Genomic DNA, 20,009 nt, shown 5'->3' with positions numbered 1-20,009 from the left:
TTTTCTGACATGCCGGCGGGTGACACGGCGCCCGGTGCGCGCACAACGTCCCGTCCCGGCCAGGGGGAAAGGGCCCCACGTCGCGCCTGCCGGCGGGCCGCTGCGTTAAGCTGCCCGCCATGGATTCACTGACCCAGATTGCACTTGGCTCGGCTGTCAGCGTGGCCGTCATGGGGCGGCGCACCGCTGTGTGGAAGGCCGCGTTGTGGGGCGGGGTAGCAGGCACGCTGCCGGACCTGGACGCCTTCATCGACCACGGCAACGCCATCCTCAACATGACCTTGCACCGCGCCGAAAGCCACGCGCTGTTCTACCTCACGCTGGCCGCACCGCCGCTGGCCTGGGTGGTGTCGCGGCTGCACGGCGAGGCCGTGATGTTCAAGCGCTGGTGGCTGGCACTCTGGCTGGCGCTTGTCACCCACCCCCTGCTGGACGCCATGACGGTGTACGGCACGCAACTGCTGCTGCCGTTCACCAACTACCCGTTCGGGGTGGGCAGCGTGTTCATCATCGACCCGCTTTACACCGTGCCATTGATCGTCGGCGTGGTCGCTGCGCTGCGCCTCAAAAGCAGCCTCGGCCTGCGATGGAACGCGGCGGCGCTGGTGCTCAGCACGCTCTACCTCGGCTGGAGCGTGCTGGCGCAGCAACAGGCCACCGCGGTGGCGCGCAGCTCGCTGCAGGCCGAGGGCATCACCGCCAGTGCGCTGCTGGTCACCCCCGCGCCCTTCAACACGCTGCTCTGGCGCCTGGTCGCCACCACCCCCACGCAGTATTTTGAAGGCCACTATTCGCTGCTTGACACCTCACCGCGCATCACCTGGACGGCGCACGAGCGCGGCGCCGACCTGATCACCTTGCACGGCCAGGACCCACCGGTGGCGCGCATCGCGGCCTTCAGCCACGGCTTTTTCCGCCTGTCGGAAGCGGGAGGGCGCCTGTTTGTCACCGACCTGCGCATGGGCCAGGAGCCGGCCTACACCTTCCACTTCGACCTGGGCACCGCCGCGGCCCGCGCCGCGCAAAGCCACGTGCCCACACTCAACAGCGCGCGGCCCGATGTGGCGACGGCTTTGCCCTGGCTGTGGCGGCGCATGTGGGGCGAGCAGTTGCCACCACCGCGGTGAGGGGCTGGGGTCGCACTCTGTGCTACTGTTTCGATAGCTGCCTGCGCAGGGGTTGATTGGGCTGGCACCCGATTTGGCTTGATGAATCAGCCGGAAACAAGCCATCGTCGAGAATGTCCCCGAAGCGAAACCCATCCATGAGCCTGCCACCCTTGCCCCTCCCGTTGCCCATCGCCCAGTTCTCTGCCGCCTGCGCGGCCTTGCCGCTGGTGTCCATCGACCTCGTGTTGACCAATACCGACGGCCAGCTGCTGCTGGGCCTGCGCAACAACGCGCCGGCTCGCGGCTGGTGGTTCACGCCGGGAGGCCGGATACGGAAAAACGAACCCCTGGCCCATGCCAAACTGCGCATCGCGCACGACGAGCTGGGCTTGCCCGCATCCGCGCTCGAACGCGCGACGCTCATGGGCACCTGGGACCACTTCTACCCGGACAGCGCCTTTGACCCCCAGGTGTCCACCCACTACGTGAACCTGCCGCTGTGGCTGCAGCTGACGCAGGGCGAGGAAACACATCTCCAGTTGCCGCAGGGCGCCGGCGAACAACATGCCCGGTGGCAATGGCTCGCGCTCGACCAGGCCGAAACCGACACGGCGGTGCATGACTATGTTCGTGTTTATGCGAAGTGGGTCATGCAGCACCGGCACTGACGCTGTGTTTCGGTCGATGCGCGGATTCGAGCCGCGCCAAGCCCCCCCGTCAAATTTGCACGGGGTGTCAGCGCGTTCGCCAAGGCAGGTGCGAGCGGCGCCAGAGCCCGCCGATCATTCCCGGGGTTATGGGGTGTGAGCCCGAAAAATCTCGGTTTGCTGATATAGCGTAGTTACAAATAATCCTTGTAATTCGAATAAACGTAACTACAATAAACCATGAACGTGACGTTCGACCCAGCCAAGGATGCCGCGAACCTTTCTAAGCATGGCTGTCATTGCTGGACGCCGTGGGTTTTGAATGGGAAACCGCCGTGGTGTGGCCTGATCAGCGCCGCGCGTATGACGAGGCCCGCATGGTGGCACTGGGCTACATCGGCTTGCGCATCATGGTCGTGGTGTTTGTTGACCGCCCGCCCGAGTTGCCCACAGAGCGCCGCATCATCAGCTTGAAAAAAGCCAACACACGCGAGGTGAAACGTTATGCCGAAACTTAAACCCGGAACCATCCTTCCGACCCCTGCCGAGGATGCCGCCATCATGGCCGCTGCCCTGGCAGACCCTGATGCAGTCGCCTTCACGGATGCCGAATGGTTGCAAGTCAAACCACAGGTGCGTCGTGGCCGCCCGCTGGGCAGTGGCAGCAAGACCCAGGTCACCCTGCGCCTGGACGTGGAGGTGGTGGAGAAATTCAGGGCTACGGGTGATGGCTGGCAAACCCGTATCAACGATGCCTTGAAAAACTGGGTGCGGACGCACGCATAAACTGATTCGGGATTCACTTAGACGGAAAAAAAGAATGGAGGCAGCAAGATGGCTGAGAAACTGACGACCTACGATCCTGCTGCCGCGCTGGTCAATGGCGAGGAAATTGCCTTCTTCATGGCCGACGCACTGGAAACCGGCGACGCCGCCTACATCGCCAAGGCGCTGGGCGTTGTTGCGCGCGCCAAAGGCATGACGCAAATTGCCGGCCAGACCGGCCTGTCTCGCGAGCAGCTTTACCGTGCTTTCAGCGAGAACGGCAACCCCACCTTGAAGACGACGCTGGCGGTCATGAAGGCGTTGGGAATTGAGCTGACGGCCAGGGCTTCGACGCACGCGTAACTTAGTGGAGGACTCCTGTGTACGACCATGCGATACGTATGTACGCCGACGCGAATGCTCGACTCGCCGACGCCGATATTTTGGCAGGCTCTCTCGATAGGCAATCTGATTCGGGAGCGCTTTTATCGATCCTTGGCTTTGAGGTGCTGCTTAAGTGCGCAATTGTTCTATCGGGTACATCCCCCAAAAACAATCACAAATATGCGGCCCAGTGGAGTACGTTGCCTGAATCCGTTCGCAACGAGATTTTGAGTTCGGCCGTTTCGAGAATGCCAGGATATACCGACTTCAGCGACCTAAATAAGCTGCTGATCGCGTATCAGTTTGCTTTTGAGAAAGGACGATACCACTATGAGTTTTTTAAAGATTACAGCTTGGTGGAACAGTTCGAATTGAGTCAATTCTGGATGGATCTCGGCGCGCCTTTGGATGAAGCATTGGTTCAATACTTCCCAAACGAATTGACCTGCCTTATACATGGGCTGAGGCGATACATTGAGCGCCGACTGGGCGAGCGAAATTCGGATATCGCTTCTTCTGAAGGTGAAGTTGCGCCATAATTTCTGGCCGGCTACGAATTGACTCCATGAAAAAGCCCCTGTTCCTTGCGAAACAGAGGCTTTTCATTTGGTGCCGGAGAGATGAATCGAACACCCGACCTTCTCATTACGAATGAGCTGCTCTACCGACTGAGCTACACCGGCGGTTTTTGAATTCAGCCTGCGATTATAGCTTGGCGTGGTAGGCGGTGACGCGCTCGACTTCGTTCTTCGAACCCAGGATCACGCTCACGCGCTCGTGCAGCTTGCCGGGCTGGATGTCCAGGATGCGCTGGTGGCCGTTGGTGGCTGCGCCGCCGGCCTGCTCGATCAGCCAGCTCATGGGGTTGGCTTCGTACATCAGCCGCAGCTTGCCGGCTTTTTCGGGCTCGCGTTTGTCCCAGGGGTACATGAAGATGCCGCCGCGGCACAGGATGCGGTGCACGTCGGCCACCATGGCGGCCACCCAGCGCATGTTGAAGTCCTTGCCGCGCGGGCCGTCCTTGCCGGCCAGCAGTTCGTCCACGTAGCGTTTCACCGGCTGGTCCCAGTGCCGCATGTTGCTCATGTTGATGGCGAACTCCTTGGTGTCTTCGGGGATCTGCACGTTCTCTTCGATCAGCACAAACGAGCCCTGCTCGCGGTCCAGCGTGAACATGGCGACGCCGTCGCCCACCGTCAGCACCAGCGTGGTCTGCGGGCCGTAGATGCAGTAACCCGCGGCCACCTGCTTGTTGCCGGCCTGCAGGAAGTCGCCTTCGTCCACCCCGCGGTCGTCTTCGGGCATTTTCAGCACGCTGAAGATGGTGCCGATGCTGACGTTGATGTCGATGTTGCTGGAGCCGTCTAGCGGGTCGAACAGCAGCAGGTATTCACCCTTGGGGTAGCGGTTCGGCACCACGTAGATGGTGTCCATTTCCTCGGACGCCATGCCGGCCAGGTGGCCGCCCCATTCGTTGGCCTCGATCAGCACCTCGTTGGCGATGATGTCGAGCTTTTTCTGCATCTCGCCCTGCACGTTCTCGCTGTCGGCGCTGCCCATCGCGCTGCCCAGCGCGCCTTTGTTGACGGCCTGGCTGATGCTTTTGCAGGCGCGGGCCACCACTTCCAGCAGCAGGCGCAGCTGAGAGGGGATGTGGCCGTCGATGCGCTGCTGCTCGATCAGGTAGCGCGTCAGGGAAACTTTGGAACTCATGAGGACTCCAGTCGTCGAAAATTAAAAGGGCGGACGTTGCATGTCTTCCCCGCTTTTTTCAGCAGGGGCCGCGGAACCGGCTTAGCCGGGCCGCAGGCGCAGCGGCCCCCGCGGGGGGCAGCGTAGTACACGAAGTGACAAGCGTGGGGGCCATTCAATCTGCCAGGGCCCGCGTGACGACTTCCAGCGTGTCCTTGCTCAGGTCGGTGCGGGCGGCGACGCGGGCAATCGCTTCACGCGCGGCGCTGCGGTAGGGCTCGGCCAGCTTGCTCCAGCGGTCCAGCGCGCGTGCCAGGCGGGCCGCCACCTGCGGGTTGATGGCGTCGAGCTCGATCACGCGTTCGCTCCAGAACACGTAGCCGGCGGCATCCGCGCGGTGGAAACCGGCCGGGTTGCCTTGGCAGTAGGTGCTGACGACGCTGCGCGCGCGGTTCGGGTTGCGCAGGCTGAAGTCGGCATGTTTCATGAGCTGTTTCACGGCCGGCAGGATGTTGCCGCCGCGGTCCGGCGCGCTGGTCTGCAGGCTGAACCATTTGTCGATGACCAGCGCCTCGTCCTTGAACATGGCATGAAAGCGCTGCAGCGCCCCGGCGGCCAGCGGGTGGCCGCTGGACACCAGCGCGGCGAGCGCGTTGAAGCGGTCGGTCATGTTGCCGGCGTCCTTGAAACGCTGATACGTCTTGCCGGGCCAGACCGCATCGCCGCTGGCAACCGCGGCCAGGCACAGCTGCGTCAACGCCATGCCGGCCAGGGCGCGGCGGCCCGAGGACAGCGGGTCGGGCGTGTAGGCGCCGTTGTCGTGGTTGGCCTCGAAAGCGGCTTCCCAATCGGCCTGCAGCGCCGTGGCGAGTTGCAGGCGCATGGCTTCGCGCACCGCGTGAACCCGCTGCGGGTCCACAACGTCGAGCTGCTCGGCCAGGTAGGTTTCCGACGGCAGGGTGAGCACCAGGTCCTTGAAGGCGGCGTCCAGCGCCGGGTCGCGCAGCACACTGCGCATGGCCTCGATGTAGGCGTCATTCAGGGGCGCGGCCCCCACCGGATAAGCGGAAGCAGCTATTGATTTAATAGCGCTTCGCACCGCCAGACGCTGGCCGGCTTCCCAGCGGTTGAAAGGGTCGCTGTCGTGCGCCAGCAGGTGCAGCAGCTGCGCATCGCTGTAATCGAACTCCAGCACCACCGGCGCGCTGAAACCGCGCAGGATGGATGGCACGGGCTCGACGTCCACGTTGACAAAACGCAGCGTCTGGCTGGCTTCGGTCAGCACAACCGTGCGCGGGCCGGCCACGGCGGCAGGCTCGCCTTCCAGCTGCAGCGGCAGGTCGCCACCGTCGGCGCCCAGCAGGCCCAGGCCCACCGGAATCACAAAGGTTTCCTTGGCCGACTGGCCGGGCGTGGGCGCGCAGCTTTGCGCCAGCGTGAGGGTGTAGCTGCGTGCGGCGGCGTCGTACACGGCGTCGGCATGCACGCGCGGGGTGCCGGCCTGGCTGTACCAGCGCTTGAACTGCGGCAGCAGGCGCGCCAGGTCGGAGGCTGGGTTGGCGTCGGCAATGGCCTGCGCAAAGTCGTCGCAGGTCACCGCCTGGCCGTCGTGGCGCTCGAAGTAGAGCTTCATGCCTTTGGCAAAACCGTCGCGACCCACCAGGGTCTGCATCATGCGCACGACTTCGGCGCCTTTTTCGTAAATGGTGACGGTGTAGAAGTTGCTGATCTCGATGTAGCTGTCGGGCCGCACCGGGTGCGACATCGGGCCGGCGTCTTCGGGGAACTGCGCAGTGCGCAGCACACGCACGTCTTCGATGCGCTTGACGGCGCGGGCCGAGGCTTCGCCGCAGAGGTCCTGGCTGAATTCCTGGTCGCGGAACACCGTCAGGCCTTCTTTCAGGCTCAGCTGGAACCAGTCGCGGCAGGTGATGCGGTTGCCGGTCCAGTTGTGGAAGTACTCGTGGCCGACCACGCTTTCGATGTTCGAATAGTCGGTGTCGGTCGCAGTCGCCTGGTTCGCCAGCACGTACTTGGTGTTAAAGATGTTCAGGCCCTTGTTTTCCATGGCGCCCATGTTGAAGTCGCTGGTCGCAACAATCATGAAACGCTCCAGGTCCAGGCTCAGGCCAAAGCGCGCTTCGTCCCACGCCACCGAGTGCACCAGCGAGTTCATCGCGTGTTCGGTCTTGTCCAGGTCGCCCGGGCGCACATAGACCTGCAGCAGGTGGTCTTTTCCGGCGCGCGAGGTGATGCGCTGCTCGCGTGCGACCAGCTGGCCGGCCACCAGGGCAAACAGGTAGGCGGGTTTTTTGTGCGGGTCCACCCACTTCGCAAAGTGGCGACCGCCCTCGAGTTCGCCCTGCTCGACCAGGTTGCCGTTGGACAGCAGCACCGGGTACCTCGCCTTGTCGGCGCGCAAGGTCACGGTGTAGCTGGCCATCACGTCGGGACGGTCCAGGAAGTAGGTGATGCGGCGAAAGCCCTCGGCCTCGCACTGGGTGAAGAAGGAGTCGTTGCTGACGTACAGGCCCATCAGCTTGGTGTTTTTGGCCGGCGCGCAGGTGGTGAAAATCTCCAGCTCGAAGGACTCGGAGCCCAGCGGCAGGTTTTCCAGCACCAGTTTGTCGCCGTCCATCTTGAACGAGGTGCCCTGGCCGTTGACCAGCACGCGCGCCAGGTTGAGTTCCTCGCCGTCAAGCTTGAGCGGCTGGGCCGGCACGTCGGCATTGCGCCGCAGCGTCATCTTGTTGAGCACACGCGTCTTGGCCGGGTCCAGGTCAAAACACAGATCGACGGTGTCGATCCAGTAGGCGGGGGCAACGTAGTCTGCACGGTGGATGGCCGTGGCTTGTCCTTCACGCAGCATGGTGGGTTCCTGAAAAGTGAAAGGGGAGAGCGCGTGTATTCATCACACGCCCTGCTTGAGCGAAGCTTCGATGAACGGGTCAAGGTCGCCGTCGAGCACCTTCTGGGTGGCCGAGGTCTCGTAGTTGGTGCGCAAGTCCTTGATGCGGCTCTGGTCCAGCACGTAGCTGCGGATCTGGTGGCCCCAGCCCACGTCGGTCTTGGTGTCTTCCAGCTTCTGCTGGGCTTCCTGCTGTTTGCGCAGCTCGAAGTCGTACAGGCGCGAGCGCAGGCGTTTCCAGGCCACGTCGCGGTTGCCGTGCTGCGAGCGGCCGTCCTGGCACTGCACCACGATGCCGGTCGGGATGTGCGTCAGGCGCACCGCCGAGTCGGTCTTGTTGATGTGCTGGCCGCCGGCGCCCGAGGCGCGGAAGGTGTCGACCCGGACGTCCGACGGATTGATCTCGATCTCGATCGAGTCGTCGATCTCGGGGTAGACAAACACCGAGGCAAACGAGGTGTGGCGCCCGCCCGAGGAGTCGAAGGGCGACTTGCGTACCAGGCGGTGCACGCCGGTTTCGGTGCGCAGCAGGCCGAAGGCATATTCGCCCTCGATCTTGATGGTCGCGCCCTTGATGCCGGCGGTGTCGCCCGCGGTCTCGTCCTCGATCTGGGTCTTGAAGCCCTTGCGCTCGGCATATTTGAGGTACTGACGCAGCAGCATGCTTGCCCAGTCGCAGGCTTCGGTGCCGCCGGCGCCGGCCTGGATGTCCAGGAAGGCGTTGAGCGGGTCGGCCGGGTTGTTGAACATCCGGCGGAATTCCATCTTCTCGACTTCCACCGCCACTTTTGCGGCGTCTTCTTCAATCGCCAGCATGCCGGCGTCGTCGCCTTCTGCCCTGGACATCTCGAAGAGCTCGGTGTTGTCGGCGAGCTCGGAGCTCAGGCGGTCAATCACATGGACCACGTCCTCCAGCGACTTTTTCTCGCGACCGAGTTCCTGGGCGCGCTTGGGGTTGTCCCAGACCTTGGGGTCTTCCAGCGCGGCGTTGACTTCGCTTAATTTACGTTCTTTGGCAGGGTAGTCAAAGATACCCCCGAAGTTCGTTGACCCGGTTGCTCAGGTCTGCGAGCTGGTTGCCGATGATATTGATGTGTTCTGCGTCCATGGGGAAGTCCTGTCCTGGTATCTGGGGTTCAATCCGGCATTTTCTCATGCTCCGGGCTGCGCGGCGCCTGTCGGGCCTGGGAACCGTCGGCCGCTCAAGGGCCATGCCCGCCAGAAACCCGTGGCAGCGCCCGCCGGGGCGGGTTCAGGCCACCGGCGCAGCAGGGGGCGTCAGGGGCAGGGTGACGGTGAACACGGAGCCCTCGCCCGGCTGGCTTTGCACGCTGATGCTGCCGCCGTGCGCTTCGACGAGCTGGCGGGTGATGAACAGGCCCAGGCCGAGCCCGCCGGTGCCGTCGTCGCTGGCGACACGCGAGAACTGCTCGAAAATGCGTTGCTGGTCAGCCGCAGAAATGCCCCGGCCCTGGTCGCGCACGGAAATGGACGCGCCCTCGGGCTGCAGGCGCAGGCTGACCTCCACCGGTTTGCCCTCACCATAACGCAGCGCATTGGTCAGCAGGTTGATCACCACCTGCTCGATCCTGAACTCGTCCCACAGGGCGGTGACCGGCGGGCCGGCGTCCAGGGTGATGGAGCTGCCGGCGGCCGCGGCCTGGCGGGACAGGTTGTCCACCACGCGAGCCAGCAGCGCTGACAGCTCCATCGGCACCGGCCGGATGGACAGCTGCTTGCTGTTGATGCGCGAGGCGTCCATCATGTCGTCGATCAGACGCATCATGGCCTCGATCTGGCGCCGGTCGCGCGCGACCATGGCGTGCAGGTAGGGCTCGTCAAAAATGTCCGCGCGGCCCCGGTCCAGCTGCAGCTTGCGCAACTGCGCCTCCAGGTACAGCGTGTTCAGCGGCGTGCGCAATTCGTGGGCGGCCATGGAGATGAAGTCGTCGCGCGTGCGGACGGCGGCCTGCAGCTTGTCCTGCATGGCCGTCAACTGCTGCATCAGCACCTGCTGCTCCTTACGACTTTTCTCCAGCGCTTCGACCTGCCTGAGGGTTTCCATGCGCTGGCGGTACAGGTCCACAAACACGTTGACCTTGCTGCGCACGGCGTCCACGTCAAGCGGCTTGTACAGAAAATCCACCGCGCCGGTTTCGTAACCGGTGAAGGCGTAGTTCTGCTCCTTGCCGGCAGCCGTGACGAAAATGAGGGGGATCTGCCGCGTCTTTTCGGTGCCGCGCATCAGCTCGGCCAGCTCGAAGCCGCTCATGCCCGGCATCTGCACGTCCAGAATGGCCAGTGCGAACTCGTGTTCGAGCAGCAGATCCAGCGCTTCCTCGCCGGAGCTGGCCTGAAAGATCTGCCGGCCGTCTCCGCGGATCAGCGCATTGAGCGCCAGCAGGTTGCCAGGCAGATCGTCAACGATCAGGACTTTTACAGCCTCAGGTTTTTGCATGGTTGTGATCAAGTTGAATGAGCAGTTGCCGGAGGCCGTCCAGCGTGAGAATCAGGTTGGGTTTGAGCTTGCGAATGGCCGCTTGCGGCATCGTGGCGACCTGGGCCTCTGCCGGGTCCTGCACCGCGGTCAGGCCACCGCGCTGCTTGATGCGGGCCAGGCCGGCCGCGCCGTCGAAATTGGCGCCGGTGAGCAGCACGCCCGCCAGCTTGGCGCCATAGGCGTCGGCCGCGGATTCCATCAGCACGTCGATCGACGGCCGGGAATAGTTGACCGGTTCCTCACAGCTCAGTGAAAAAGTCCGGTCCGTCTCGATGGACAGGTGGTAGCCGGACCCGGCGAAATACAGGGTGGACGGGGCGATGGTTTCCTTGTCGGCGGCCTCGCGCACGGCCATGCCCAGCCTTTGCTGGAAAACGTCGGCCAGCCGGCTGTCGCGCTCTTTGGGAAGATGCAGCACCGCGATGATGGGCAGCAGAAAACGCTCCGGCAGCCCCGACAGCAGGGTCAGCAAGGCATGCACCCCGCCGGCCGACGCACCAATCACCACGGCCTCGACGGCATGTCTTCCTGCAACCTGCTCGATATTCATGAGAGGGCTCAGGCCTCCAGCTTGCGGAAGATCCGCTCGGGCCGGTCCAGCGGCTCAAAGCGCGTGGCATAGCCCGAAAAGTCGATGCTTTCCTTGCTGCCCAGGCCCATGAAGCCGCGGTGGCTCAGCGATTCGTGAAACAGGCCCAGCGCGCGGTCCTGCAGCTTCTTGTTGAAATAGATCAGCACGTTGCGGCAGAGCACGAGCTGGGTTTCCGAAAACACGCTGTCCGTGGCCAGGCTGTGGTCGGCGAAGGTGACGTTGTCGCGCAGCGACTTGTCAAACACTGCGGCGTCGTAAGCGGCCGTGTAGTAGTCGGAAAACGCCTGCTGGCCGCCGGCGGCCTGGTAGTTGGCGGTGTGACCCTGGATGCTGGCCAGTGAAAAAATGCCCTGACGCGCCTTGGCCAGCGACTTGGGGTTGATGTCGGTGGCGTAGATCAGGGAGCGGTCGAGCAGGCCTTCCTCCTTGAGCAGGATGGCCAGGGAGTACACCTCCTCGCCAGTGCTGCAGCCCGCGACCCAGATCTTCAGCGAGGGATAGGTGCGCAGCACCGGCATGACCTGCTGGCGCAGGGCCAGGAAAAAAGACGGGTCGCGAAACATCTCGCTGACGGGAATGGTCAGGTACTGCAGCAGCTGCATGAAGACGACGGGGTCGTTTGCAACAGCGGCCTGCAGGTCCGCGATCGTCGGGTAGCCGAGCTGCGCGAGTGCCTTGATCACCCGCCTTTTCTGCGACGCGCCCGCGTAGTCGCGGAAATCGTAGCTGTACTGGCTGTAGATGGCCTGGACCAGAAGGTGCAGGTCGGCTTCCGGAAGGTCGTCAGCGGCCATGCCGCCGGGAGCGTGCCCGGGTGCTCGTGAATGCGTGTCAGTCTTTTTGGGCATCAGCTGCGATCCGTGGCGGGCATCCACACGCGAAGCAGGGAAAACAGGCGGTCCAGGTCAATCGGCTTGGCCAGGTAGTCGCTGGTGCCGGCCTTGAGGCATTGTTCCTGGTCGTCTTTCATGGCCTTGGCGGTGACGGCAATGATGGGCAGCTTTTTGAAACGTGCGTCCTTGCGGATACGGCGCGTGGCCTCCAGTCCGTCCATGCCCGGCATCATGATGTCCATCAGGACCAGGTCGATGCCTGCGATCTCGTCGAGCTTGCTGATCGCCTCGAAGCCGTTGCGGCCGATCTCGACCCGCATGCCCTTTTGCTCCAGGGCGCTGGTCAGGGCGAAGATGTTTCGCGCATCGTCGTCCACCACCAGGACCTTGCGGCCTTCAAAGGCGGTGTCCCGGCTGCGCAGGCTCTTGAGCATGATCTGGCGGTCGGCCGACAGCTCCGACTCGACCTTGTGCAGGAAGAGCGTGACTTCATCGAGCAGCCGCTCGGGCGAGCGCGCGCCCTTCATGATGATGGCGCGTGAGTACTTCAGCAGCTCGGCTTCTTCCTGGCGCGTCATGTCGCCTCCGGTGTAGACGATGACCGGAGGGAAGGATGAAATGCCTTCGGTCGACATGCGCTGCAGCAGCTCATGGCCCTGCATGTCGGGAAACTTGAGGTCCATGATCATGCAGTCAAACACAGTGTCGGTGAGCAGGGTCAGTGCTTCGCCGCCGGTCCCCACCGCGGTGATCTCGACGTCGTCGTCGCCGATCAGCTGCACGACGCTGGCGCTCTGCAAGGCATCGCCTTCGACCAGTAGCACGCGTTTTATTTTCTGGGCCAGCTTGTCGCCCAGCTTCTGGAACACGTCCTTGAGCTGCTCGCGTGTGGTCGGCTTGAGCGCGTAACCAATGGCGCCCATCTGCAGCGCTTCCTCGCTGAGGTCGTCGCCGGACACCACGTGCACCGGAATGTGCCGCGTTTTTGGATTTTCCTTGAGCCGCTGCAACACCGACAGGCCCGGGCGGTCCGGCAGGCCCATGTCGAGCAGGATGGCATGGGGCAGGAACTGCACGGCCAGTGCAAATCCGTCTTCGGCACCATGGGCCACGAGGCAGTGGTAGTTCATCTCACGCGCCAGGTCGTAGAGGATCTGCGCAAAAATGACGTCGTCCTCGATCACCAGCACCAGGCGTTCGCCCGGCGGCAAATGCCTGTCGTCGGCAAAAGCCGCGGCCGGAACGGCCACCGGCAAGGGGGCGGGCGCCATCGCCGGTGCCGGATTGCGAAGCCGGCCGGGTGCGCCGCGGGTAGGTTTCAGCTCCGGCTGGGGCGCCGGCGCCGGGCTCCATTCGCAGGGCAGCAGCAGGGTGAAGGTGCTGCCCCCGCCTTCGCTGCTTTCCACCGACAGCGAGCCGCCCAGCAGGGTGGTCAGGTCGCGCGAAATCGACAGGCCCAGCCCGGTGCCGCCATAACGCCGGCTGGTGGTGCCGTCGGCCTGGCGGAAGGCGTCAAAAATAAGCTGCTGCTGGTCGGGGCGGATGCCGATGCCAGAGTCGCGCACCGAAAAGGCAATGATGCCGTGCGGCTGCAGCGAGACGCGCAGGCTGACCTCGCCGGCATCGGTGAACTTGATGGCGTTGGAGAGCAGGTTTTTCAGGATCTGCTCGACCCGCTGGCGGTCGGTTTTCAGCGTCGCCGGGGTGCCTGATTCGATGCGGATGCTGAGCGTCAGGTTTTTCTGGCCGGCCAGCGGCTCGAAGGTGCTTTTCAGTGAATCGACCAGTGTGCCCACGACCATGTCCTCGGGCGAGAGCTCCAGCTTGCCGGCTTCGACCTTGGAAATATCGAGAATGTCGTTGATCAGGCTGAGCAGGTCGTTGCCCGCCGAATAAATGGATTGCGCAAAGCGCACCTCTTCCTGGCTGAGGTGGCCCTTGGGGTTGTCGGCCAGCAGCTTGGCAAGAATCAGCGAGCTGTTCAGCGGCGTGCGCAGCTCGTGCGACATGTTGGCGAGAAACTCCGACTTGTAGCGGCTGGCGCGGCTCAACTCGGTGGCGCGTTCCTCCAGCAGGGTCTGGGCCTGGTTGAGCGCCGCATTCTTGTGGTCCAGCGACAGGGCCACTTCCGACAACTGCTCGTTGGTCTGTTCGAGTTCTGCCTGCTGGTTTTCCAGGCTGACCTGGTACTCCTTGAGCACGCGGGACTGCTCTTCCAGCTCCTCGTTGGTGGTGCGCAGCTCTTCCTGTTGCACCTGCAGCTCTTCATTGAGCTCCTGCGACTGGCCCAGCACGTCTTCCAGACGCCGGCGGTAAAGCGCCGCGTGGAGGGAGTTGCCGATGTTGCTGGCAATCATGGTGACGAATTCCAGGTCGCGCGGAGCGAGGGCGCGCAGGAAGCCGAGTTCGACCACGCCGTTGACCAGCCCGTCGTTGTGCACGGGAACCACCAGCACATGGCGGGCCGCCCCCTGGCCCAGGCCGGAGCTCACCTTGAGGTAGCTGGCCGGCAGGTCATCGAGCTGAAGCACCCGGTTTTCAAGGGCGGCCTGGCCGACCAGGCCCTGGTCGCTGTCCAGCGACTGGCCTTCATCGCCGCTGTCATGGGTCAGGCCGTAGGCGGCCACACGCTCCAGCCGGCCGCCCTCCTGGCGGATGTACAGGGCCGCCACGGCCACATCGAGATACCGCGCCAGAAACTCCAGCACACTGCGGCTGAGCGAGCCGATGGCATGCTGGCCAAGGGTGTGCTCGGCCAGTTGCCTTTGTCCGGTGCGCAGCCAGAGCTGCTGCTCCAGCAGCAGGGCGGTGGCTGCCTGCTTGCGTTCCGTTTCACCATAGGAGTCCGCCAGGCGATGCAGTTCGCGGTGCCCGAGCAGCGCCAGCAGGCCGCTCAAGCCCAGGCTGAACAGCAGGTAGGCCGCCATGCCCCAGGCCGTGTTGCTGCGGGCCTGCGCATTGCGGTCCTGCAGCAGGCGCTCTTCAATGGTGATGAATTCCCCGAGCTCGCGGCGGATTTCGTCGGTCAGGCTTTTTCCGCCGGCCGAGCGTATCGGCGCCTGGTAGTCGAGGTCCTGGCGCCGCAGATCGACAATGGTCTGCGCAAACTCGTTCCACTGGGTCTGCAGGGCGGCGATGCGCCGGAGGCGGCTGACCTGGTCCTGGTTGTCGCGCACCAGGCCGGCCAGCGTGGCCGTTTCGGCGGCGATGCGCGGCTTGCCGATTTCAAAGGGCTGGAGCAGGGGTTCTTCGCCGGTGACCAGGTAACCGGACATGCTGGCTTCCATGTCGGCGCCCAGCTTGGCGATCTGGTTGGCATTGCTGATGGCCCGCTCGGCCTGTTCGACCCCGCCCAGGGCGGACAGGAGATAGAAAATCAATCCAACAAAAACGGCGGCACTGAGAGCCCCGACGCCCAGCGGCAGGCTGACATTGCGTGTCAGGATGCGGCGAAAGTTTTCCTGTTGAATGGCGCTGGGTGCGGTCATGTATCTTCCCCGCGCCAAGCGCAATAAAGGCCCGATTGTCCTACAAAGCGGGCTTTTCTTGTGTACTTCTTGTGTACGTTACCGAACTTAAGCCTTGCGTCGGGCCTTTTCTGGCCCCGGCGCGGCAGGCGCTAACCGAGAAAGTCTTCAAACAGGCGCGCCAGTGGCTCCGGCTGGTCATGGTGCAGCATGTGGCCGGCGTCCTGGACCACTGCGGTGGTCAGCTGCGGCACCGACTGCAGGCGCTCATGGTACTGGGCCAGGGTGTATTTACCCTCCCACCATTTGCCCAGTGAGTCGTCGGAGGCTTCGACTGCCAGGGTGGGCGCGCTGATGCGCTGGTAAATCTCCAGCACCTCGTCGACACGGTAAAGCTGGGCATTGGTGATCTTGTGGGCCGCGTCGCCCAGAATGCGCCACTGGCCCTGCGCGTCGGGCGCGGCCCAGTGCCGGGCCAGCCAGTCGGCCTTGTCCTGGGACAGCCGGGGGTTGGTCCGCATCAGGCGCCGGGCCACGCCGTCCACGTCGTTGTAGGGTTTGAGCGCCATCTCGCCCTGGTGCAGGCTTTTGAGCTCGTCCATCCATTTGGCAAAACGCCCGGGCGCCTGGCTGGGCCGGGTCGCGGGCATGCCGAAACCTTCGAGATTGACCAGCTTGCGGATGCGTTCGGGCCGCACGCCGGCGTAAAGCATGGCCACATTGCCGCCCATGCTGTGGCCGACCAGGTCCACCGGCTGGCCCGGGGCGTAATGGTCAAGCAGGAAATCGAGGTCGGCCAGATAGTCGGGGAACCAGAAGTTGTCGGCCCCCGCGCTACCGGTTTTCCCGTAGCCGCGCCAGTCGGGCGCCAGGATGGTCCGGCCCTGCGCAAAAGCGTCGGACAGAGCGTCGACGACAAACTGGTAGGACGCGGCCACGTCCATCCAGCCGTGCACCAGCACCAGGGGCGGGAGCTTGCTTTGGGCTTCGCCCCAGTGAAGCACGTGGTAGTTGATGCCGCGTATAGGGACATACTCGCTGCGGGAAAGACGTTTTTCTTTGTACATTGATGCCCATCATAAGGAGAGCCGATTTGAAGCGCAGTCAAGACAGGGACAAGGCCGCCGCGCGGCAGCCCGACCATTACGCCGCCCTGCACCAGGGCTTTCGCTGGCAGGTGGACGAGTACTTCAACATCGCCGACGTCTGCTGCCGGCGCTGGGCGGCCGGCAGTGGCAAAAACGCTCCTGAAAGAGTAGCTATCCGCGCCCACCAGACGGGGGCTTCAACCACTTTTTATACCTATGTCCAGCTGCAGCAGGCCGCCGACGCGCTGAGCCATGTGCTGGTGCAGCTGGGCGTGCAGCGCGGCGACCGGGTGGCGATTGTGATGCCGCAGCGTTTCGAGACCGCCGTGGCCTACATGGCGGTGTTCCAGATGGGTGCGGTGGCCATGCCGCTGTCCATGCTGTTCGGCCCCGAGGCGCTGGAGTACCGGCTGCAGGACAGCGATGCGGTGCTGGCCATCTGTGATGAAAACTCCATCGCCAGCGTCAACACCATCCGCAGCCGCTGCCCGGCCCTGCGCACGGTCATCGCGGCCGGCGCGGCGGCCGGCCAGGGCGACCTGGACTACGAAGCCGCCCTGGCGGCGCAGCAACGCAGCTTCACCGCTGTGAAAACCAGGGCCGACGATGCGGCCATCCTGATCTACACCAGCGGCACGACCGGCCCGCCCAAGGGCGCCTTGCTGGCGCACCGGGCGCTGATCGGCAATCTGCCGGGTTTTGTCTGCAGCCAGAACTGGTTCGGGTTCAGCCCTCACCCCCACCCTCTCCCGCAAGCGGGAGAGGGGGCTGATTCCTCCCTCTCCCTCGGGGAGAGGGCCGGGGTGAGGGAGGACAGCCGCGCGGTCTTCTGGAGCCCCGCAGACTGGGCCTGGACCGGCGGGCTGATGGACGCCTTGCTGCCCACGCTGTATTTCGGCCGCCCCATCGTCGCCTTCAACGGGCGCTTCAGTCCCGAGCTGGCCTTCACGCTGATGGCGCAGCAGGGCGTCACGCACACCTTCCTGTTCCCGACCGCGCTCAAAGCCATGATGAAGGCCTATCCGCACCCGCGCCGCCACTTCAAGCTCAAGCTGCAAGCCATGATGAGCGCCGGCGAAGCGGTTGGCGACGCCGTGTTTGCGTACTCCCGCGACGAACTCGGTGTGCTGGTCAACGAGATGTTCGGGCAGACCGAAATCAACTACGTGGTCGGCAACTGCTCGGCCCTGTGGCCGGCGCGGCCCGGCAGCATGGGCAAGGGCTACCCGGGCCACCGCGTGGCGGTGATCGACGACGAGGGCCGGGAATGCGCTGTCGGTGTGCCGGGGGACGTGTCGGTCAATCGCTACGACGTCCATGGCGATCCGGACCCGATCTTCTTTCTGGGTTACTGGAAAAAGGAAGGCGCCACGCGCGCCAAGTTCACCGGCGACTGGTGCCGCACCGGCGACCTGGCGACACGCGACGAAGACGGTTACCTCTGGTACGAAGGCCGGGCTGACGACGTGTTCAAGGCCGCCGGCTACCGCATCGGCCCCGGCGAGATCGAGAACTGCCTGGTCAAGCACCCGGCGGTGGCGAACGCGGCGGTGGTGCCCAAGCCCGACCGCGAACGCGGCGCCGTGGTCAAGGCCTTCATTGTGCTTGCTCCTGATTTTGTAGCGGCTCGCGCAAGTCGGGCGGGGGCTGAAGCCCAATTTGACCTCAAGTTGACGGCTGAACTGCAGGCCCACGTCAAGGGCCTGCTGGCGCCCTACGAGTACCCCAAGGAGATCGAGTTCATCGATGCGCTGCCGATGACCACCACCGGCAAGGTGCAGCGGCGCGTGCTCAGGCTGCAGGAGGAAGAACGCTTCCGCCAGGCGGGCTGAACAGTCTTTCTTTACCAGCAGGGGCCGCAGATCTGGCTTTGCCAGGCTGCAGGCGCCGTCCCCTGGAAGGGGAGAGGGTGCTACGCGAAGCGAGCGCCAACAGGGGTGAACCAAGTTTTTTGGCTTTGCCAGGCTGCAGGCGCCGTCCCCTGGAAGGGGAGGGGGCGCTACGCGCAGCGAGCGCCAACAGGGGTGAGCCTATTTATTTCGGGGCCACCGGCGTGCGGGGCAGGGTCACGGTAAACGACGTCCCGCTGGTGGCGTCCGAGGAAACAGCGATGCTTCCGCCGTGCGCCCGAACGATTTCCTGGCAGATGAACAGGCCCAGGCCCAGGCCGGTCGGCTCCCGTTGCTCGGCCTTGGCAGGAACCTGGCCGCGAACCAGCGGCTTGAAGATCTGTTGCTGCTCCTGCACGGGAATTGGTGTGCCCAGGTTATGGACTGAAAAAACCACCTTGTCCTGCTGCTCCCACAGGCGCACGGTGACGGGCTTGTCGCGCGCGCCGTAGGAAATGGCATTGGTCAGCAGGTTGGACAGGAGCTGCCCCATGCGGCCTTCGTCCCAGATGCCGTTGAAATCCCCGGTGCTTTCCAGGCGCACGGTGGCCTTCGGATTGCGTACACGGGTTTCTTCCACGACTTTTTCGAACTGGTTGACCAGGTTGCCCGGGCTGGGCTTGATGGGCATCAGGCCTTCGGACTGGGCGCGCGTGAAATCCACCACATGTTCGATCACCCGGTTGATGCGCACCACGCTGTTGATGATGGCGTCCGCTGCATGGGCCGCCAGCTGGCCGGAGCGCACCAGGTATTGTGCGGACATGGAAATCGTGCCCAGCGGATTGCGGATGTCATGGCCGAGGATGCCGATGAACAGGTCCGTGGATTTTTTCGTCTGGTCGGTGTATCGCGCGACAGATTCGGCAATCGCCTGGTCCATCGCTTCATTGAAGCGGATCAGGTCGCGCATGTCGTTCTGGTGGTCCTGTCCGCCGCCTGCGGAGGTCCAGAGATGCACGACGTTGGCCCGCAGGGCGCGGTACTCGGTGATCATGGCGTCGATGGCAAAGCCCGACACCATGCGTGTGTCGGCGTGGGTCTCGGCCGCTGTCTCGAGCGCTCCCTGGGGCTGCTTGCTTTCGCCCCGCGACTTTTCTTCCTGTTCGGCAGCGGTCTGGGGTTGCTCCAGATCGTTGGCAATGGCGGCGAGGATTTCGCCCGCGTGATCGCGCAAGTCCTTCTTGTCCATCATGGTTCCGTCGTGTGCCACGGTGGCGGCGAATTCGTCCCACGCGGTGAGGATTTCTTCAGCGTTCGATCGGAGAAAGGTGGAAAGTCGCATGTTTGAACTTTTCGGTTGCTGAAACGATGGTCAGGCCATGACGGGTGCTTCCGGCAGGGGTTGCGCACGCTGACGTACGCTGGAATAAAAAAAACCTCCGGGGGAACCGGAGGGTTTTTTTCAGCTTGGCGGCGGGCTTAGCGGGCGACAGCCTGCACAGGCTCGGCCACATAGATTTCGACGCGGCGGTTTTTGGCGCGGCCTTCGTTGGTGTTGTTGTCGGCGATCGGCTCACGCTCGCCGCGACCGTCGGTGGCAATGCGGTTGCCGCTCACGCCACGCGCGACCAGGTAATTGCGCGTGCTGTTGGCGCGGTCGATGGACAGCGGGTTGTTGATCGCATCGCTACCGGTATTGTCGGTGTGGCCAATGATGGTCACCGTTGTCACCGGGTTCTGGTTCAGGCTGGTGGCAAACTGGTTCAGGATGGGTGCGAAGCTGGTGTTGACATCCGAGCGGCCGGTTGCAAACGAGATGTCCGAAGGGATGTCAAGCTTGAGGCGGTTGTCGGCGGTCTGGCTCACAGCCACGCCGGTGCCGACCGTAGCCTGTTCCATGGCGGCCTTTTGTTGCTGCATGCGCTGGGACCACAGATAACCACCCCCTGCACCAACGGCACCGCCCAGCACCGCGCCCTGGGCCGCACCTTTGGATCCACCGGTGGCGGCGCCGATCACGGCGCCAGCGACGGCACCGATGCCGGCACCTTTGGCCGTGCCCTGCTGGGTTTCGCTCATGTTGGCGCAACCGCTCAGGAAGAGGGCGGCGCAGGTCAGGGAAGTAAGTACTAATTTCATGGGAGCTCCTGGAGGAAGTTGTTGTGGAAGGGGATTAAACCCCTCGTGTGTGA

General features: G+C 63.9%; 17 protein-coding genes and 1 tRNA gene. 7 read left to right on the top strand and 11 right to left on the bottom strand.

The window, feature by feature from the left end:
* Positions 1-119 precede the first annotated feature (119 nt).
* The 6 genes from PSV26_RS19915 to PSV26_RS19890 all read left to right on the top strand — a co-directional run bounded on the left by PSV26_RS19915 (position 120) and on the right by PSV26_RS19890 (position 3,444).
* Positions 120-1,127 (top strand): metal-dependent hydrolase, encoded by a 1,008-nt coding sequence (locus tag PSV26_RS19915; RefSeq protein ID WP_300573389.1) that lies wholly within the window; start codon positions 120-122, stop codon positions 1,125-1,127.
* Between the two features lie 137 nt (positions 1,128-1,264).
* Positions 1,265-1,777 carry an NUDIX domain-containing protein gene (locus tag PSV26_RS19910; protein WP_300573386.1) on the top strand — a complete coding sequence of 171 codons (513 nt, stop codon included), beginning with the start codon at positions 1,265-1,267 and terminating at the stop codon, positions 1,775-1,777.
* Positions 1,778-2,067: 290 nt separating this feature from the next.
* Positions 2,068-2,274: a BrnT family toxin gene (locus tag PSV26_RS19905; RefSeq protein ID WP_366946017.1), complete on the top strand. Its 207-nt coding sequence runs from the start codon at positions 2,068-2,070 to the stop codon at positions 2,272-2,274.
* Positions 2,261-2,542, top strand: coding sequence for a BrnA antitoxin family protein (locus PSV26_RS19900; RefSeq protein ID WP_300573383.1), 282 nt, complete (start codon positions 2,261-2,263; stop codon positions 2,540-2,542). The genes PSV26_RS19905 and PSV26_RS19900 overlap by 14 nt, the downstream gene beginning before the upstream one ends.
* 48 nt (positions 2,543-2,590) lie before the next feature.
* A complete protein-coding gene (locus PSV26_RS19895) occupies positions 2,591-2,884 on the top strand; it encodes an addiction module antidote protein (RefSeq protein WP_300573380.1) in 294 nt (97 codons plus the stop codon).
* A 17-nt stretch (positions 2,885-2,901) separates the two neighbouring features.
* Positions 2,902-3,444 (top strand): hypothetical protein, encoded by a 543-nt coding sequence (locus PSV26_RS19890; RefSeq protein WP_300573377.1) that lies wholly within the window; start codon positions 2,902-2,904, stop codon positions 3,442-3,444.
* Between the two features lie 68 nt (positions 3,445-3,512).
* On the opposite strand, the gene PSV26_RS19885 is transcribed toward PSV26_RS19890, so the two are convergent.
* From PSV26_RS19885 to PSV26_RS19845, 9 genes are all read right to left on the bottom strand, one after another.
* Positions 3,513-3,588: transfer RNA gene (locus PSV26_RS19885), tRNA-Thr, on the bottom strand.
* Between the two features lie 22 nt (positions 3,589-3,610).
* Positions 3,611-4,618: a class 1 fructose-bisphosphatase gene (locus tag PSV26_RS19880; protein WP_300513212.1), complete on the bottom strand. Its 1,008-nt coding sequence runs from the start codon at positions 4,616-4,618 to the stop codon at positions 3,611-3,613.
* Between the two features lie 154 nt (positions 4,619-4,772).
* On the bottom strand, positions 4,773-7,466 hold the full coding sequence (gene pepN / locus PSV26_RS19875; RefSeq protein ID WP_300573374.1) for an aminopeptidase N: 2,694 nt from the start codon (positions 7,464-7,466) through the stop codon (positions 4,773-4,775).
* Between the two features lie 42 nt (positions 7,467-7,508).
* Positions 7,509-8,613 (bottom strand): peptide chain release factor 2 gene (prfB, locus tag PSV26_RS19870; RefSeq protein WP_300573371.1). Its coding sequence is split into 2 segments (ribosomal slippage): positions 7,509-8,531 and positions 8,533-8,613, totalling 1,104 coding nucleotides; the frame shifts between segments, so codons are not numbered across the junction.
* Between the two features lie 144 nt (positions 8,614-8,757).
* The gene (locus tag PSV26_RS19865) at positions 8,758-9,963 is read right to left on the bottom strand and encodes a hybrid sensor histidine kinase/response regulator (RefSeq protein ID WP_300573368.1); all 1,206 of its coding nucleotides are present in this window, start codon (positions 9,961-9,963) and stop codon (positions 8,758-8,760) included.
* Positions 9,950-10,555, bottom strand: coding sequence for a chemotaxis protein CheB (locus PSV26_RS19860; RefSeq protein ID WP_300573365.1), 606 nt, complete (start codon positions 10,553-10,555; stop codon positions 9,950-9,952). The genes PSV26_RS19865 and PSV26_RS19860 overlap by 14 nt, the downstream gene beginning before the upstream one ends.
* Before the next feature lie 8 nt (positions 10,556-10,563).
* Positions 10,564-11,391 (bottom strand): protein-glutamate O-methyltransferase CheR, encoded by an 828-nt coding sequence (locus PSV26_RS19855; protein WP_300573629.1) that lies wholly within the window; start codon positions 11,389-11,391, stop codon positions 10,564-10,566.
* A gap of 53 nt (positions 11,392-11,444) precedes the next feature.
* The gene (locus PSV26_RS19850) at positions 11,445-14,918 is read right to left on the bottom strand and encodes a response regulator (RefSeq protein ID WP_300573361.1); all 3,474 of its coding nucleotides are present in this window, start codon (positions 14,916-14,918) and stop codon (positions 11,445-11,447) included.
* A gap of 131 nt (positions 14,919-15,049) precedes the next feature.
* A complete protein-coding gene (locus tag PSV26_RS19845) occupies positions 15,050-15,964 on the bottom strand; it encodes an alpha/beta hydrolase (RefSeq protein ID WP_300573359.1) in 915 nt (304 codons plus the stop codon).
* Between the two features lie 2 nt (positions 15,965-15,966).
* On the opposite strand from PSV26_RS19845, the gene PSV26_RS19840 reads away from it, so the two are divergent.
* A complete protein-coding gene (locus PSV26_RS19840) occupies positions 15,967-17,817 on the top strand; it encodes an AMP-binding protein (protein WP_300573356.1) in 1,851 nt (616 codons plus the stop codon).
* Positions 17,818-18,019: 202 nt separating this feature from the next.
* Here the strand turns inward: PSV26_RS19840 and PSV26_RS19835 are convergent, their stop codons facing one another.
* Complete coding sequence (locus tag PSV26_RS19835; RefSeq protein ID WP_300573353.1) at positions 18,020-19,159, bottom strand: sensor histidine kinase; 1,140 nt, start codon at positions 19,157-19,159, stop codon at positions 18,020-18,022.
* Between the two features lie 137 nt (positions 19,160-19,296).
* Positions 19,297-19,956 (bottom strand): OmpA family protein, encoded by a 660-nt coding sequence (locus PSV26_RS19830; protein ID WP_300573351.1) that lies wholly within the window; start codon positions 19,954-19,956, stop codon positions 19,297-19,299.
* Positions 19,957-20,009: the final 53 nt, after the last annotated feature.

Origin of the sequence: Polaromonas sp. (assembly GCF_029945685.1) — a bacterium.
Lineage (GTDB): Bacteria > Pseudomonadota > Gammaproteobacteria > Burkholderiales > Burkholderiaceae_C > Polaromonas.
The sequence above is the reverse complement of the archived record's forward strand: the minus strand, read 5'-3'. Positions and strand labels throughout refer to the sequence as shown.